This is a genomic window from Streptomyces olivoverticillatus, from assembly GCF_014203555.1.
In the GTDB taxonomy this organism is placed as follows: Bacteria; Actinomycetota; Actinomycetes; order Streptomycetales; family Streptomycetaceae; genus Streptomyces; species Streptomyces olivoverticillatus.
The window spans coordinates 41,152-56,344 of the sequence record NZ_JACHJH010000008.1; the positions used below are offsets into that span (position 1 = coordinate 41,152).

Annotated in this window: 11 protein-coding genes; 5 read left to right on the top strand and 6 right to left on the bottom strand. The window is 70.3% G+C overall.

Features of this window, described 5'->3' with window-relative positions; genetic code table 11:
- Positions 1–120 precede the first annotated feature (120 nt).
- Both FHS39_RS22930 and FHS39_RS22935 read left to right on the top strand, forming a co-directional pair.
- Positions 121–972, top strand: a complete 852-nt coding sequence (locus tag FHS39_RS22930; RefSeq protein ID WP_184351332.1) for a helix-turn-helix domain-containing protein — start codon at positions 121–123, stop codon at positions 970–972.
- Positions 969–1,178: a DUF397 domain-containing protein gene (locus tag FHS39_RS22935; protein WP_184351333.1), complete on the top strand. Its 210-nt coding sequence runs from the start codon at positions 969–971 to the stop codon at positions 1,176–1,178. The genes FHS39_RS22930 and FHS39_RS22935 overlap by 4 nt, the downstream gene beginning before the upstream one ends.
- 29 nt (positions 1,179–1,207) lie before the next feature.
- Here the strand turns inward: FHS39_RS22935 and FHS39_RS22940 are convergent, their stop codons facing one another.
- Genes FHS39_RS22940 through FHS39_RS22955 form a run of 4 tightly spaced genes read right to left on the bottom strand, consistent with a single transcriptional unit; the run spans position 1,208 to position 9,313 of the window.
- Positions 1,208–2,458 carry a TIGR02679 family protein gene (locus FHS39_RS22940; RefSeq protein WP_184351334.1) on the bottom strand — a complete coding sequence of 417 codons (1,251 nt, stop codon included), beginning with the start codon at positions 2,456–2,458 and terminating at the stop codon, positions 1,208–1,210.
- Positions 2,455–6,528, bottom strand: a complete 4,074-nt coding sequence (locus FHS39_RS22945) for a TIGR02680 family protein (protein WP_184351335.1) — start codon at positions 6,526–6,528, stop codon at positions 2,455–2,457. The genes FHS39_RS22940 and FHS39_RS22945 overlap by 4 nt, the downstream gene beginning before the upstream one ends.
- A complete protein-coding gene (locus FHS39_RS22950; protein ID WP_184351336.1) occupies positions 6,525–7,760 on the bottom strand; it encodes a TIGR02678 family protein in 1,236 nt (411 codons plus the stop codon). The genes FHS39_RS22945 and FHS39_RS22950 overlap by 4 nt, the downstream gene beginning before the upstream one ends.
- Positions 7,757–9,313, bottom strand: coding sequence for a TIGR02677 family protein (locus FHS39_RS22955; RefSeq protein WP_184351337.1), 1,557 nt, complete (start codon positions 9,311–9,313; stop codon positions 7,757–7,759). The genes FHS39_RS22950 and FHS39_RS22955 overlap by 4 nt, the downstream gene beginning before the upstream one ends.
- A 226-nt stretch (positions 9,314–9,539) precedes the next feature.
- On the opposite strand from FHS39_RS22955, the gene FHS39_RS22960 reads away from it, so the two are divergent.
- Positions 9,540–9,818 (top strand): hypothetical protein, encoded by a 279-nt coding sequence (locus FHS39_RS22960; RefSeq protein ID WP_184351338.1) that lies wholly within the window; start codon positions 9,540–9,542, stop codon positions 9,816–9,818.
- Complete coding sequence (locus FHS39_RS22965) at positions 9,815–10,213, top strand: PIN domain-containing protein (protein ID WP_184351339.1); 399 nt, start codon at positions 9,815–9,817, stop codon at positions 10,211–10,213. The genes FHS39_RS22960 and FHS39_RS22965 overlap by 4 nt, the downstream gene beginning before the upstream one ends.
- Positions 10,214–10,311: 98 nt before the next feature.
- Here FHS39_RS22965 and FHS39_RS22970 read toward each other — a convergent pair whose 3' ends face one another.
- Positions 10,312–12,669, bottom strand: a complete 2,358-nt coding sequence (locus tag FHS39_RS22970) for a collagenase (protein ID WP_184351467.1) — start codon at positions 12,667–12,669, stop codon at positions 10,312–10,314.
- 225 nt (positions 12,670–12,894) lie between these two features.
- Positions 12,895–13,863 carry a LysR family transcriptional regulator gene (locus tag FHS39_RS22975; protein WP_184351340.1) on the bottom strand — a complete coding sequence of 323 codons (969 nt, stop codon included), beginning with the start codon at positions 13,861–13,863 and terminating at the stop codon, positions 12,895–12,897.
- Between the two features lie 145 nt (positions 13,864–14,008).
- Here FHS39_RS22975 and FHS39_RS22980 point away from each other — a divergent pair, with 145 nt between their 5' ends.
- Positions 14,009–15,169, top strand: a complete 1,161-nt coding sequence (locus FHS39_RS22980) for a M6 family metalloprotease domain-containing protein (RefSeq protein ID WP_246470425.1) — start codon at positions 14,009–14,011, stop codon at positions 15,167–15,169.
- Positions 15,170–15,193 lie beyond the last annotated feature (24 nt).

Here is a 15,193-nt window from a genome sequence, read left to right on the forward strand (position 1 = left end):
GCATCCGATGGTGGCCCAGCAGCGAAGTGCTGGGCAACTATTTCCACGAAGGTGATAAATTCCCGGCCGATTTGGCATATGCCGACGCTGAGGTGTGAGTGGGTGGGCCATCATGCACGCATGGATCAACGAAGCCTGCCGACCATGCGCAGCAAGCGGCTTGGTAGTGAGCTGCGGCGCCTCCGGATGGCCAGGGAACTGACCGTCTCCGAGGTGGCGAAGCGCCTGGCATGTGGCCAGCCCAAGGTCTCGCAGATTGAGAACGGCAACCGAGGCATCAGGCCCGGAGACCTGTCGGCGCTCCTCGATCTGTACGAGGTGACTGACGAGAAGTACCGTCAACGCTTGCGTAAGCTCGCTGTCGATGTACGCAAGGTTGACTGGTGGACATCGCGAGGCCCCTTGGTTGACGCGCTTCGTGACTACCTGATGCTGGAAGCTGACTCCGGGCTTGTTCGCGTGTACGAGCCGGCCCTGGTGCCAGGAATGCTGCAAACCGAGGCATATATGCGCCAGTTGTTCACGTCGCGGCTCTCCGAGGGGCAAGTGGACACGCTCGTTGACACACGTCTCAAGCGCAGGGAACTCCTGGACGACCACCTGGGTTTCAGGCTGCGCACCGTGGTGGACGAGACTGCCCTGCACCGCATCCCTGGTTCCGGGGCCATGGCCGCCGAGCAGCTCGCATATCTGGAGAGTGTCGGGCGCCGGCCGAACGTCACGGTTCAAGTCCTCCCCGTCAAGGCCCGGTTCCCCGTCGACCAGTTCGGCCCCTTCAGCCTCTTCACGTTCCGAGGTCAGTCGTCAATCGATGTTGCGTGGCTGGAGTACCTGACTGGTGGTACGTTGCTTGAACAGGAGGGCGACGTACAAGCGTACGCGCGTGCGTGGGAAGAGCTGACAGCTGCCGCACTGTCCCCTTCCGACTCCAGGCAGCTGATTCGCGCACTCATCGAGGAACACGCATCATGACTGGGGCAGCGCCCGAATGGCACAGGAGCAGCTACAGCGGCACCAATAACAACTGTCTGGAGCACGCCGCCCTCCCTGATGGCAGCCACGCCATCCGCGACTCCAAAGATCCCTGGCGCCGAATAACCATCCACTTCAGCGCCACGGCGTGGCAGGCCTTCATAGAAGGTCAGAAGAGCCCCGCTACTACCCCCGCCATTCGTTGAGCCCGCTGTCACGGAGCCGACACGTGCGATCAGGCGAGATCCGCGAGAAGGTCCGCCAACGCCACCTCTTCCTCGACACGTACCCCGAGTTCGCTCAAGGCCTGTGCCAGTGCCGGATCCCAAGGGGATGCGGCCGGCGTGCCCGTCAAGGGCGGCAGCTGTGCGGCGGCGGCTGCCAGGGCGCGGTAGTCCGTGGCTGTGTACCGCCAGGGACGCCATGGCACATGGCTCAGCAGTACGTTCGCGATCCGGAGTCCGCCCCAGTCGAAGTCTCCGTGGTAGAGGAGGCGCGCACCGCCGTTGTGGAGGTGTCGCAGGAGAGTCAGGGCCGCGGCGGACGGCTGGCCCTGGAGGCAGACCAGCGGCGGGCAGTCGGCGCCGCAGGCGTCGGCGGCGGCTGCCAGGACGGCCGGGTTCTCGCAGATCCGTACCACCGGCGACGTCGCCCGGGGGCGCTGGTGGGCGAGTTGACGGAGAGTGAGGACGCACGGTTCGCCCGCTTCTGCCATCCAGTCCAGAGCAGGGGTGCCGCGAAGGTTCAGGGTGAGGACGGTAGACGACAACTCGTCGCGCAGCAGTCCCGCCGACGCCCATGCGTCGCGCCGCCACGCGGCGCCGCTGCCGTCGGGGAAGCCGGTGAGGGCGCGGATGCCGGACAGGGTGAGCGTGGCCAGGGGTGTTCCGTCGTCCAGGGCATGCGCGCTGCCAAGTACACGGGCGGCGAAGGCGGGCAGGGAGGCAGCGGGTTCGGCAGGGAGTTCCCGGAGCACCTTCGCGGCGTCGGAAGTCAGCGGGCCAGCGGCTTCGGGAGTACGGGCAAGGCGCCGTACAAGGCTTTCGGTACGTGGCTCGGTGGTCCAGTCGGCGAAGCGGGGCCGGTCGCGGCCCAGCGCTTGGAGCGGCTGATACGCCTCCTGCCAAGCGCGGGACTCGTTCCGGCGCGTCTGGCGGAGAGGAACGACGGGGCCTGTCAGGGCTTCGACAGCTGCGGCGAGGCCGTCGGGGCTGACGCCGGAGCGGCGCAGGACGCCGTCGACGGCGTCGAGCCGGACGGCCAGCGACCGGCCGGCGCGCGGCACGCGGCCCAGCAGGAGTTCGGCCGCCGTGCGCTGTCCTTCGGTGGGGGCGGCCAGCGAGACGGGTCCGGTGAGGGGCTGCTCGCGTTCGAGACGCCGTCGTACGCGCTCGACCAGCCACGCGAGGTCGGGGTCGCCGAGCAGTCGGCGGAGGCGGACGAGGTCGATCCCACCGGGTATCCCATCGGGCGGCAGGGCGCTCATGACCACAGCAGCTCCTGGTCGTCCGCTTCCGCGGTGGGCCGGTCCCGCTCGTACACCGGATCGTCGCGGCGCAGGCGCACGGAGCCGTCCCACTCCCAGCGGGTGACCAGGACTGCCGCGACGTCGTCGGTCCGTGAGAGCTGCGCGATGGCGATGCCGGGCACCTGCGGATAGCAGGCCCACTCCCGTTCGCTGGTCATCATCACATCCAGGTCGAAGGCGTGCAGCAGGCCCAGGCACTTGGCCCGCGAGTCGTCGTCGACTCCCGCGAACGCCTCGTCGAGGGTGACCAGGCGTGGTGCGTGCGGGTTGCCCGCGCTCGCATAGTGCGAGGACGCGGCGGCGAACAGGGGCACCGACACGGTGAGGACGCGCTCGCCACCCGACGCCGGTCCGGTGGCCGGGACCCAGCGGCCCTGCTGGTGGCGTTCGATGCCGAACTCGTGCCACGTCCGGTAGTCGAGGGCGGTCGTGAGGTGTTCGAGCCAGCTGCCCGCGGCGTCGCCGGTCTGCTGCTGGGCGATCTGTGCCTGCAGGAACTCGCCGACCGCCGCCCGGTCCTCGGTGGTCCAGGCATCGGCGGACTGGCGCAGGCGTTCCCGCGCCCGGTCGAGACCCGCCGGGGCCTTGCGGGAGGCCCGCCACACCAGGCGCAGCTTCATGCCGGTCGAGGTCGGACGTTCCTCCAACTCGGCGTTCATGGCCCGTACGTGCCGCTCTGCCGTGCCGATCAGCTCCTGCAGAGTGCCTGCCACCTCGGAGATGAGGTGGGTTTCCAGGATCTCCCGCTCATGGGAGGACAGAATGCGGGTGAGTTCACCGACTTCGGTGGCGAGCGCTTCGGCGAGTTCGGGCACGGCCCGCTCGCGGCCCTGGTAGACGATGTCGACGACCACTCCGTCCTCGATCATGCGGGCGGACGCGGTGTGCCCATGCCGGGACAGGGCGTCCTGCAGGGCCTTGAGCTCCTCGCTGAGACGCTTTTGCACCCGCTCCCAGGCACCGTCGGAGTCATCCGTCCGGGACAGTTCGGCCTCGATGGAACGGGCCAGGGCGATGGCGGGGGTGGCCGCCCACGGGCCGTCTGCGGCCGACGGTACGGCCAGACCGGGCAAGGCCACCGTGATCAGGCCGGTGCCGGCGAACCGCTGGAGACCCGTGATCGCCTCGGCGCGGGCGGAGGCTGCCTCGGCGATCCCGTGTCCCAGCTGCTCGATGCGGCCTTCGGCCCGGCTGGCCCGCCGGTCCGCCTCCGTGTGCCGCTCGCGGGTGCGACGCTGCTCGGCTCCGCACTCGCGAAGGGAGTCGGCGGTCTCGGCGAGGCGGCGTTGGAGTTCGGCGACGGCCGCGCCGACCGTGGAGCGCAGGGTGCTGTGGCGCGCTGCGGTGGCAGTGGCCTCGCGGGCCGCATCTTCGGCCCGCTGTGCATGCTCCGCGGCCCGCTGCCCCGCCTGCTCGGCCTCGCCGCGTTCCTCGTCCACCTGGCGGGCCGCCTCGGCGCGCTCGCGCAGGGCGGGCCACAGGTCGGCGAGGACGAGGGCGAGGCCGGTGAGAGCCTGGCGTACGGCGGCGAGCGCGGCCCGGTCGGAGGGCAGGCCCAAGTCGGCCGCGGTCGTGCCGAGTTCTGTCGCGGCCTGCTCGGCCTCCTGGGCCGCCTCGGTGAGATCGGCGGCTCGTTCGTCGCGCCGGGCACGGTCCCGGCGCACGATGCCGGCGGCCGCGGCCACACGGGCGTACGCCTGCCTGAGCGGCGCGTCGTCGGGTACGGTCGCCAGCTCGGTGTCGAGCGCGCGACGGCGAGCCGCGGCGGCCTCGGCCTCGGCCAGCGTGGCGGCCAGCTCCTCATGGAATGAAACGAGTTCGGTGCGCAGGGCGGCGATGCGGGACCGGCGCGCTTCTTCACGGGCGCCCTCGCCGACGTATTCCGCGGAGGTCTTGGCCCACCGGCCGGTGAGCGCACCGACGCGGAAACGTCCATCGGTTGCCGCCCAGCTGACCGCGCCGCCCTCTTCGCCCAGTCCGATCGCCATGAGCAGCCGCGTCACCGTCCCTTCACCGACTGCTGCGGCCCGCGCGTCGCCGTGGTCCACGGCAGGGCGCAGCGCATCGGCCAGGGACGGCCCGGATACGGGCCCGGTCCGTGGCGCGAGCAGCACGTCGTGCCCGTCGGCGTCGAGGGCCGTGCCGTCCGGGTGCACCCAGGCGTCCAGCAGCCCGGACGCCTCCAGGGCCGCTTCCAGGCCGGCGCGTTCTGCGTTGCCGAGTCCGCCCCGGAAGTCGACGAGCCGCCACAGGGGGAAGCCGGTTGCGCGCTCCCGCAGTCCCGGAGTGCGGGTGCACGGGGCCTTCGGTCCGCGCTGGCCTCCGGCTTCGAGCGCGGCCAGCTCCTGCTCCACTTCCCGTACGTGCGACTGGAGTTCGGCCTTGCGGTGCGTCAGGCCGGCCGCGTGATCGGCGAGCCGCGCCGAGGCGGCTCGGTGGGCACGCGAGGCGCGGGTGCGGGCCGGGCAGGGCCCGTCGAGGTGCTGCGTCCACTCCTGGAGCTCGTCGAGGAGGCCGACCGGATCCGGGTACGCCAACTCCCGGCACTCCTCGGCATGCCGGCGTACGGCATCCAGCAGTGCCCGGCCGGCTGCCGCCGCGGCCGCCTCCGCCTGGTGCTGCGTGTCGGCCGCGAGCGCGAGGTCGGACTCCGCCTCGTCGAGGCGCCGGGAGGCCGCCCGGCGCTCGTCCGCGGTCCGGTCGGCCCGCTCCGCGAGGCCTTCCACGTGGGTGAGGGCGCGCCGCCTGCGGTCCGTCGCCTCCTCGACCGCGTCCCGGGTCGGCTCATCCGGCAGGGCGACCAGGGCTTTCCCGGCCGCCTCCCGGACCTGGGCGAGGGTGGTGCCGGCTTGGTGCCGGGCCGAGGCGAGCCGGTTGTCGGCGGCGCCGAGCCGCTCCAGCGCCCGCTGGTGGAGGCGCGTGGCTTGCCCGTGGTCGGCTTCCGCGCGTTCCCGTTCCCGCGCTGTGCGGTCCGCCTCCGCGGCCACCTGCTCCAGCTCACGGGCGTTGCGCATCTCGGGCCCTGCGCGCAAGGCGGCGTCCTGGGCCCGCAGCCGTGTCTCGGTCTCCTCCAGAACGGCGATGCGTTCCTCGGCGGCTGCCCGGTCCTCCTCCGCGCGGGCCTTGTGCCCCTGCGCTTCGGCGAGATCCCGCTGGAGGTGCTCGTACCGGGAGTGCTCGCTGCGCGGGAGGCGGGCCCGCCGACGGGAGGCGATGCAGGCGTAGCGCCGATAGTGGTCCAGGAATGCCGAGGCGGCGTGCTCGGCCTCGGCGGCTGCCCGCAGTTCCTCCTTCTCCTCGTCCAGGGAGCGGAAGGCCTCCGCCGCGTCGGCGACGACCGCCTGGTCCATGGGCGGCAGCGCTTCGGTCAGCGCGCGGGAGAGGGCGGCCTCATTGGGACGCTTGGACAGCTGGGGCTGGCGCAACTGGATGAGCAGGTCCACGAGGGCTGCGTACCGCTGCTCACCGAGTCCGAACAACGCCTCGTCGACGGCCCTTCGGTACGTCTTGGCCTGGTCGTACACCATCCCGTGTCCGGCGATCGCCTCGGCGAGCCGGTCACGCGACAGAGCGGTGCGTGTGGCGTCGAGCAGACTGAGGTCCCGGCCGATCCGCCGGTCGGTGACCGCGTACCAGTGACGCGCGATGCCACGCCCGGTGACGGCCTTCAGCCCGCAGACGAGCGTACGGAAGTGCACCTCGCCGGTCGCCCCGTCCCGTCGGCCGAACTCGATCCAGGTGTAACCGAGCCGTTCGGGATGAGGGTGTTCGCCGCCGAGGAGCAGGTTCCACTCCATGCGCTTCCCCGGGTCGCCGTCGGGTTCGACGCGGCGCGGGGTGAGGTCCCCGTCCAACAGGAAGGGCAGGGTCAGGGCGAGGACCTTTGACTTTCCGGTGCCGTTGTTGCCGCGCAGCAGCAGCCGCCCGTCGCGGAAGTGGAACTCTTCCTCGTCGTAGTGGAAGAGGTCTACGAGCCCGATGCGCATCGGTTGCCAGCGGGAGCGTGTGGGGACAGGGAGGGTGGTCACTGCTGGCTCGCCTTTCGCTGCTGGGGCATGCCTGGAATGCGCGGTTCGAGGACGACGGCCTCACCGACCGCATACCGGGCGAGGGCCGGGCGTGGCGCGACCTCGTCGCCATGACGGGCGACGAGTCCCAGTGCGGTGAGCTTGGCGAGTGCCTGCTCGACCAGTTCGCCTTCGGTGCCCGGTTCCTTGGCGGACTTGGCCCAGAAACCACCGTATTCGATGGCGAGTTCACGGACTTTTCGCCGGAGATCGTCGATGGCGACAAGTCCGTCCGCTGCCGCGAGATGCTCGGTGAGCAGCAGGGTGACATGGCCGTGTGTGCCCTGTTCGGGCATGCGGACATCGGTGAGGTCGTCGTCGGGGTCGACCATGGCGATGCCCTCGGCCCGCACTTCGGCGACGAGTCCGGTCAGCTCCGTGATGCGGGCGGTGAGGAAGCCGCGCTGCCGGGTGAGGTAGGCGAGTTCCGCGTCGGTCAGCTCCTCGTAGTAGAGCACCGGATCGTCGAGCAGGCGCCGGGTCAGTGAGCGGCGCATCGCACGGAAACGCAAGTCGTCGCTTTCCAGGGCAGTTTCGGCGATCAGTTCGGTCAGACGCCCGTCGAAGGTGTCGGCACGCACCGTGGAAGGACCTCGGCGGGTGGTGAGCAGACCGGCCAGCACACGGCGCTCCACGTCGTACAGGACGTCGCCCGCCCCGCTGACGTACGCCTCCTCGTCACCGGCGACCCGCCGCAGAACGCCGAGGCTCAGCAGGAGCCTGACGACGGCGGCGAGGTCGAGGCGCTCGTCGCGGCGGTCCAGGGTGAAGTGGATTCCGGCGGCGGTGAGGTGGGGGTCTGCCGCGTCCAGGACGACTTGATCGGCAAGACGGCCGAGCGCTACCTGGGCCTCACCGCGTTCAAGGGCGCCGAGGGCGAGGCAGAGCAGTACATAGCGTCGACGGGTGAAGGGAACGCCGGCCCGGCTGGCTTCACGGGCGGGGTGCGTCGGGTCCGAGAGGAAGCCCGGGATCTTGCACAGGCGGGCGGCTTCGGCGTCCACGTGAAGGGACCAGCCGGTGTTGCGGTCGAACCACGCGCGCAGTTCGGAAACATGGCGGCGGACGAGCCGGAAGTCGTCCGAGCGTGGCCCGCTTGCGAGCAGGAGAGGCTCCTTGAGCAGAGCGCGTGCGGCCTTGCGCAGCTCCGCGGCATGCTGCCCGTCCAAGACCTCGGCGAGCGGGGTGTTCATCGCCTGCTGTCCCTCTCGGTCAGGTCGATGATCTCGACAGTGTGGTCGGGGCCCCGGAACGTACCCCCGAGGGTGGTGATCTCGGCGGTCGTGCCGTCGTCGAGCGCGGTGAGGCGGATCTCCATGGAGCCGTCGTTGCTGGTGGCGGACGTGCGTGTCATGCCGGGCCGCCAGGTGGCGAGGGCGTCGCCGAGGAGCTGGAGGAAGAGGCCGAACGCAAGCGGATCGAGGTCACCGAGGGCGGAGAGCCGGGTGACGCCGTCGGTGGCGAGCCGCGCCCTGGCGGTGGCGGTCTCGGCGGCCTGCTTGGCGGCGATCTCGGCGAGGTGGCGGCGCGCCTCGGACCGGTCCTCGACCTTGCGGGGTTTGCCGCGCCGTTCGTAACTGCCGGTGCGCCGCAACTGCGCGCTGATGCGCAGCGGTTCGGCTTCGGCCCACGGGGTGGTGGCAGGCACGGGCCGGGCCGTGCGGGTGGCGAGGGTTTCGGCGTCGATGGTGAGATGGCGGGCGGGGTAGAGCCCGAAGGCGGTGCGCCACAGGCGGTGCCGGGCATCGTCGTCGGGTGCCTCGGCGAACCAGCGGGCGAGCGTACGGAAGTCTGCGGAACGGTCGGAGCGCCCGGCTCTGCGCTCGTTCAGCGACCGTATGACCGCCAGGAGCTGGGGAATCGCCCCGAGAGCCCGGCCGCGCAGCAGCCGTGCCTGCGATTCCCGTCCGTTCCTGCTGATGAACCAGATGGCGAGCCCGTCCCAGCGCCCGGCCCAGCGCGCATACGCCTCCTGCTCGGCGCGCTCCGCGTCCTCCGGAGAGGCATCGGCGGCCTCGCGGGCGGCAGCGGTCCGGAGCAGTGGTGCGATCACTTCGCCGTCCTCCAGATCCAGGATCAGCTGGGCGATGCGTCCGCCGAGAGTGATCAAGTCCTGGATGAATCGCTCCAGGTACTGGATGAGCCGGTCCTTGTAGGCGAGGAAGACCTCCTCCTCGACGTCGTGCAGGTCGATGGTGCGCTGCAGGGAGCCCATGAAGGCTCGGGCGTTCTCGGCGAGGGCCGTGAACCGACTGGTCAGCGTGTCGAGTGCGAGGTAGGTCTTGGCCGGGTCCGGTTCCTCCTCGGCCCCCAGGACGAGCAAGGCACGCAGTTGGGTGACGATGTCGTGCAGCGCGACCGCCTGCAGTGCGCCCCGACGGCCGAGCGCCTCGTCGTACGCGGAAAGCGCCTCCTCCGCCGCCTCTCCCGCCTGGGTGAGCTGATAGACGAACCGCTTGCGGTAGAAGTCCTCGACAGCCGTGACGCGGGCGGTATCGGGATCGGCGCGCAGATTTCCCCATTCGACGAGGCTGTCGAGCGCCTTGACCACGGCGTCGAGCTCGGCTGGATGCTCACCGGCAAGGAGGGCGCCATGCACGTCCTCGGGACGCAGGTGCACTGCGAAGCGCTCCTTGGCAGTGAGGAACGTCCGCATCGTCCGCCGGTAGAGGGCGGAATTGGGTGCGGTGAGATGGGCGAAGGGGGCGTACCCGGTCGGGGCCGGGGGCTCGGATGTCGGGCTCATTGCCCGGCCATTCTGTCCGATGCCCGTGGCATGGATAAGCGAAGCCGCGAAAGTTTTCGCCGATCCGCCACGTCATATCGTCGGTGGGCTTGCAAACGATCCTGACCTGCGTCTTTATGTCAGAGCTGGTAAGCAGCGCCGCTGGCGTGGACATGCGGAGCACTGTCGCCGCCGTTCGAGGAGGCCAGTGCTCGCCGTATGGCATTTTGAATGCCACACTGTTCTCATGGTTGAGGACATCGAGTTCGCCCCGGGTGACGGCCCCACGAGCGGGATCTCCGTCACCCTGACCGCGGGAACGTTGCAGGCCATCCGTGAGCGGGTTGGCAGGCGCGGCGTCTCGGCGTACCTGGAGCAGGCCGCGCAGCGTCAGATCGAGCGCGACAACCTGGATGAGCTGATCACTGCTTTCGACGAGGAGCACGGTCCGGCCGATCCGGAGGCCGTGGCGGCCAAGCGGGCCAAGCTCACCGGTCGGGCACCGGAAGCAGGGGCGGCTGCGTGAGCGGCGCCCTCGTCCTGGACAGTGAGGGTCTCGCCAAGGCCGTGAAGCGGGACCGGGAAGTGCACGAGTGGCTGACGGCAGCCCGTGACGCGGACCTCCCGGTCGTCACCTCGGCTGCGGTGCTGGTCGAGGTCATCCATCCCAGGATCAATGACGCCGCGCTGAAGTGGACTCTGTCCCGTCTCCGGGTGGAACCGGTCACTCAGGGCCTCGCGCAATCCGCGGCCGCTCTGTTGCGGGACGCGGGGCTGCACGGCCACAAGTACGCCATTGACGCCATGCTGTGTGCGACTGCTCTGGCGCACTCGGGGCAGGTGACCATTCTGACCTCAGACGTGGAGGACATCGAGATACTCATTGCCGATCATGCCCGGATGGCGGTCGAGAAGGTCTGACCGAGTTCTTCCGGCGGGAAAGGACAGCTGATCCGTCGGCAGGCCTCCAGCCCGTCCCCCCTCCAGGGCCGGGCCAGAGGCCATCCTCCCGCCGAGTGTCACCCCCGCAGCGGCCCCTCGCACGTGAAGTCCGAGGTTCCCGCCCGGCGGCCATCAGCCCACAGGGTTACCTTGCCGAAGGAGCAGTTCATGTCGGCGAAGTTGTTCGCGGCCTTCTTCGTGCGGTCGAGGATGTAGTAGTCGACCGTTTTCGACATGTCCTTGAAGACCAGGTCCGCGTTGCCCGGGTTGCTCAAGTTCGCCGTGATGCGGCCCGTGCAGATGAAGCGGGGGCGTTCCGGGGCGTTGTTGGAGTGGCAGTCCGGGGTTGCGCCGCCTGTTGCGGTGGTGAAGGCGGTGCGGATTTCGCTTGCCTTGGCGTCCTGCAGGCGGCCTACCGGGGTGAACTTCGTTTCCGGGACGTACAGGTCGTTGACCTTCGCTATCTGCTTGTCCAGGAAAGCGTCATACTCGCGCTGGATCGCGGCGTCGGCGCCCATCCGGTTGCGCCAGGCGTCGAAGCCTGCCGGGTCGTTGGCGCGTTCGTAGCCGTACATCTCGCGCAGCAGCGAGGGGTGTTCGGTCCACAGGAACTCGAAGAACGTGCCCGCGTAGTTGTAGAAGCGGAAGCCGTCGCCGTCGTACGTCGCGTGCAGCAGCTGGTTCACGGTCATGCGCGGCTTGCCGCCCGCCGTGTCGTTGATGATGCCCTGGACCAGGGACTTGCGGACCTTGATGCCGCCGTCGCGGGTGGCGCCGTCGAAGAACTCCGCCGTGCCCTCGTCCATCGCGGTGGTGCGGTCGCCCTGGTACCAGGGGCCCTCGCCGAAGAGGCCGGGCACCGCCCAGCGGCCGTTGAGGTAATGGGTGTACTCATGGCGGAACAGTTCCTCCAGCGTGAGCGTGGAGTCCTGCGGGACGCGACGCTGGTAGGTGTAGAAGGTGGCGCCGTTCTCGATGTAGATGCCGCCGTTGTTCGTGCCCATGCCGGTGAGCAGCGGGTGGTACGTCTCGTAGTCGGCCCGGGACGCGTACAGCACGATGTTCAGCGTGGTGTTGGTGTCGCCCGCCAGCGGCTCATCGGTGCCGAGGACGCGGTGGAACTGGGTCTTGACCTGCTTGCTCGCGTAGTAGAGCTGGTCGACGGTGGCCCGGTCCAGCGCGGTGCGGACCTTGATGCCGCCGTTGTCGTACGTGTACGTGTGCGGGAAGAGGCGGCGCTCGATGTCGGCCTTGCACACCCCGTACTGCTGACAGGCGCCGAACTCGTTCAGCCAGGTGACGACCTTCGCCCACGGCTCGCTGCCCTCGCCGAAGGTGTGGGCCGTGGTGGTCAGCAGACCGCCGAGGGATGCGGTGATCTCGCTCTTCAGCGCGTCGACCTGGCCGAATCGCCCGTACTCGCCGACGGCGTCCCGGGCCACCCAGGCGTTGGCCGTGCCCTTGAGGTGGGAGTAGCCGGCGAAGGCCTTGAAGGCGGCCCGGTAGGAGGGGTCCGCGGTGACGGCGGCATGGAAGGCGGTGTCGTGGTTGCCCGAGTAGACGCCGAGGTAGTTAAGGGAGAGCGCGGCCAGGGCGGCCCCGCCCCACGAGGTGTCCTTGGCCGTTTCCGGGTGGGCGGCGTCCATGGTCGCCAGTACGCGCTTGATCAGCGGAAGTTGGTGCTGGCGCAGGCCCGGTGAGCTCGCCGCGTACAGGGCCTCGCGCAGCGTTTCGGCGTTGGTGCGGGTGACGTCGAAGGTGCGGGCGGCCGTGCCGAAGGCGTACACCGCGCGCCGCATGGCCTCCACGGTGGGCGCGTCGGTGACGTCGATCTCGCTGTGGGAGAAGTCCTGGAAGGCCACGGCGTGGAGGTAGGTGAACATCTCCAGCAGGTGACTGCCGTCCTTGCCGTCGTGGGCGGCGGCGAGGCGCTCGATCCGGCGGGATACGGCCTGGACGTGCTCCCGCGACATGACCGGGACCAGCCGCTGGTCCCAAGTCCACAGGACATCGCGCAGACAGCCGTCGGCGGTGACGGCCGGGTCGGCGAGGAAGTCGGCGAACTGCTCGGGGTTCAAACCGCGGATCCCGTCGAGCGTGCAGGGGACGGCGGTGCCGGCGGTGGTGGCGTGCGGCGCGAGTGCCTTGGCCTCGCCGGACTTTGCCTTGCCGGTCTTCTTGACCGTGCCGGGGACGTGTCCGCCGGACAGGCCGCCCGGCGCGGTGGGGGACTGGATGGCCGGCTGTGGGGCGTTGGCCAGGCGCTTGACCTCGTCGAAGGGGTTCGGCGCGGCGGCCGGGGAAGGCTTCGCGGCCGCCCGCGCGGTGGAGGGGGCGGGGGTGGCGGAGGTCGCATAGCCGTACTGGAAGGCCGTGGTGCCCACCGTGACCGCTATGGCGGCGGTGAGCAGAGTTCCGCGCACGGTTCTGCGCATGGTTCTGGAAGACACCGATGACTCCTGGGGGGTGGGAGGTGTGTGCGTGACGCGCGCATGGGGCGCGCCGAACGGTGGCGCATCCGGGGGCAGTGGCTGCTGTGTGAGGGATGTGATGTGAGGGATCGGTGAGCGCCATGTGATGCGTAACGTAGTAATGTGAAATGGCACTTACAACCCCCTGGGAGGCTGCGGATTTATCGCGAGCCTCACACGCAAAAACCGTTATCGGTCCGTCAACTGTCCTGAGTGCGGGTGTCGTTCACGCCACCGCGCATACGAGGGGCTCGCGGCGCACGTGGCCAGGTACCCCGCGCCGACCTTGCGCACGATCTCGTCGCCGTACGCGGCCAGCGGTCCCTCGCGGTGCCAGGCCAGCACATGGCGGTACCACAGCGGATTGCCCGCGAGGGGGCGAACCGCGACGCCCGGCACCTCGATGTAGGTGGCCTGACAGAGGCTGACGGCCAGGCCCGACCGCACGAGCTCGACCAGCTGCCGGCCCTCCGCCTCGTAGGGGGCCCGGGGCTGACCCCCCGTCATGGCGAAGACGGTCGACCAGTACTCCCGGGTGCGGTCGCTGTCGGGACGGGGCACCGCCCAGTCCTCCTCGACGAGCCGGCCGAGGCTCACCTCCTCCCGTGCGGCCAACGGGTGGGAGGACGACAGCAGCGCGAAGACCGGCTCGGTGACCAGTGGCCACAGCTCGACGCCGCCGCCGGACGGCAGCTCCTGCCCGGGGTTGTCGCCGAGCACGGCGGCCTCCAGGCGCTCCGCGGCGATGTCCTCCAGCAGCGGCACGGGGGAGTTCCGGCAGCGCGCGGTCAGCTCCGCCCCGGGCAGCACCTCGCGTACGGCCAGGATCAGATGGCCGAGCAGCGGAGCCCCCACGGAGCCGATGCGGACGCGGCCGGGCGCGTCGCGGCGGCGCGCGGCCCGGGCGGTATCGGCCAGCAGCCCGTCCACACCCGGCAGGATGGCGCGGGCCCGGGTCAGCACCAGCTCGCCGAAGGCCGTCGTGACCACCCCGGCGTGCCTGCGGTCGAACAGTGCCCCGCCCAGCATGGTCTCGATGCGCCGCAGTTGGGCACTGAGCGCCGGCTGGGTCGTGCGCAGCGCGGCAGCGGCGCGGGTCAGACTCCCGGCGTCCTCGATCGCGCACACCACCCGCAGATGCCGAAGCTCAAGATCCATGCCGCGGATGTTATGAACGGGCGTGAGCTTACGGACAGGCCCGGGACCGCCTCACCCTTATGTGAAACGTCACACGTCCAAGCGACGGGGGTTTCGCACCACCATGAGAAGAATCGTTCCCTCGATACGTACGGCATCGGCCCTCATGGCGGCCTTGGCCGCCGCCGTCCTGCCGCTCTGCACCACTCCTGCCAAGGCGGATGCCCCCGCGAGGGCACGCGACCGCCCGTCCGCCTGCGCCCTGCCCGGCGCCACCGGCTGGACCGACGAAGGGCACGACACCGACTACTCCGTCTTCCAGCGCCCCGCCGGAACCATCAAGGTCGCCATGATCTTCGTGGACTTCCCCGACGCGCCCGCCACCGAGACCCCCGCCTCCGACGCCGCACGCATCACACCCGGCGCGGAATGGGTGTGGAAAGCCTCCTACGGCAAGGCGTGGCTGGCCATGACCCAGCACCCGCGCTGGGTGCGCATGCCGCACGCGTCCACCGACTACGGCTTCGCGCGCGGCCTCAGCCACGAGACACACGAGGCGTACATCAAGGACGCCGTGACCGCGGCCGACCCGTACGTGGACTTCTCGCGCTACGACATGGTCTACGTCGTCCCCACCCGCAACGCGTCGGCCATCTCGTTCACCCCCACCTACATCTACGAGCCCGGCACGCAGGGCGTGGTCGCCGACGGCAAACGCCTCAAGTGGGCGGTCACCTTCGGCCAGGACATGTGGCACTGGGACCAGCGGCTGGTGGGCCACGAGACCGCGCACACCTTCGGCCTGCCCGACCTGTACGCCTTCGACACCGGCGGCGGCACCCACCGCTTCGTCGGCGGCTGGGACGTGATGGGTCTGGTCAGCGGCGCCGGCTCGCAGTACTTCGCCTGGCAGTCGTGGAAGCTCGGCTGGACCGGGGACGGCCAGGTCGTCTGCCGGGCCTCCCGGGGCAGGGACACCGTCCACCTGACCGCGGTCGAGTACGGCGGCGGCACCAAGATGGCCGTCATACGCACCGGCCCCACGACCGCCTACGTCGTCGAGTCGCGGCGGGCGGCCGGGGCGGACGCGCGGGCCTGCTCGACCGGGGCCCTCGTCTACAAGGTGGACTCCTCCGTGGAGACCGGAAAGGGCCCCGTCCGGGTGGTCGACGCCAACCCCTCCGCGACCCCGCCGAGCGGCTGCCAGCCCCTGGACGACGCCCCCTACAAGGCCGGTCAGTCCTTCACCGACGCAGACGCCGGGGTGCGCATCGAGGTACAGGGCTCCGGCACCTACGGTGACACTGTGCGGGTGACCAAGTCGTAGGCGGCGGGCGTGCCCTGGATCCCC

Excerpts from the sequence above, each read along its gene's own strand:
- FHS39_RS22930 (WP_184351332.1), top strand. The coding sequence starts at position 121 with ATGGATCAACGAAGCCTGCCGACCATGCGCAGCAAGCGGCTTGGTAGT.
- FHS39_RS22935 (WP_184351333.1), top strand. The coding sequence starts at position 969 with ATGACTGGGGCAGCGCCCGAATGGCACAGGAGCAGCTACAGCGGCACC.
- FHS39_RS22940 (WP_184351334.1), bottom strand. The coding sequence starts at position 2,458 with ATGAGCGCCCTGCCGCCCGATGGGATACCCGGTGGGATCGACCTCGTC.
- FHS39_RS22950 (WP_184351336.1), bottom strand. The coding sequence starts at position 7,760 with ATGAACACCCCGCTCGCCGAGGTCTTGGACGGGCAGCATGCCGCGGAG.
- FHS39_RS22955 (WP_184351337.1), bottom strand. The coding sequence starts at position 9,313 with ATGAGCCCGACATCCGAGCCCCCGGCCCCGACCGGGTACGCCCCCTTC.
- FHS39_RS22960 (WP_184351338.1), top strand. The coding sequence starts at position 9,540 with ATGGTTGAGGACATCGAGTTCGCCCCGGGTGACGGCCCCACGAGCGGG.
- FHS39_RS22970 (WP_184351467.1), bottom strand. The coding sequence starts at position 12,669 with ATGCGCAGAACCGTGCGCGGAACTCTGCTCACCGCCGCCATAGCGGTC.
- FHS39_RS22975 (WP_184351340.1), bottom strand. The coding sequence starts at position 13,863 with ATGGATCTTGAGCTTCGGCATCTGCGGGTGGTGTGCGCGATCGAGGAC.
- FHS39_RS22980 (WP_246470425.1), top strand. The coding sequence starts at position 14,009 with ATGGCGGCCTTGGCCGCCGCCGTCCTGCCGCTCTGCACCACTCCTGCC.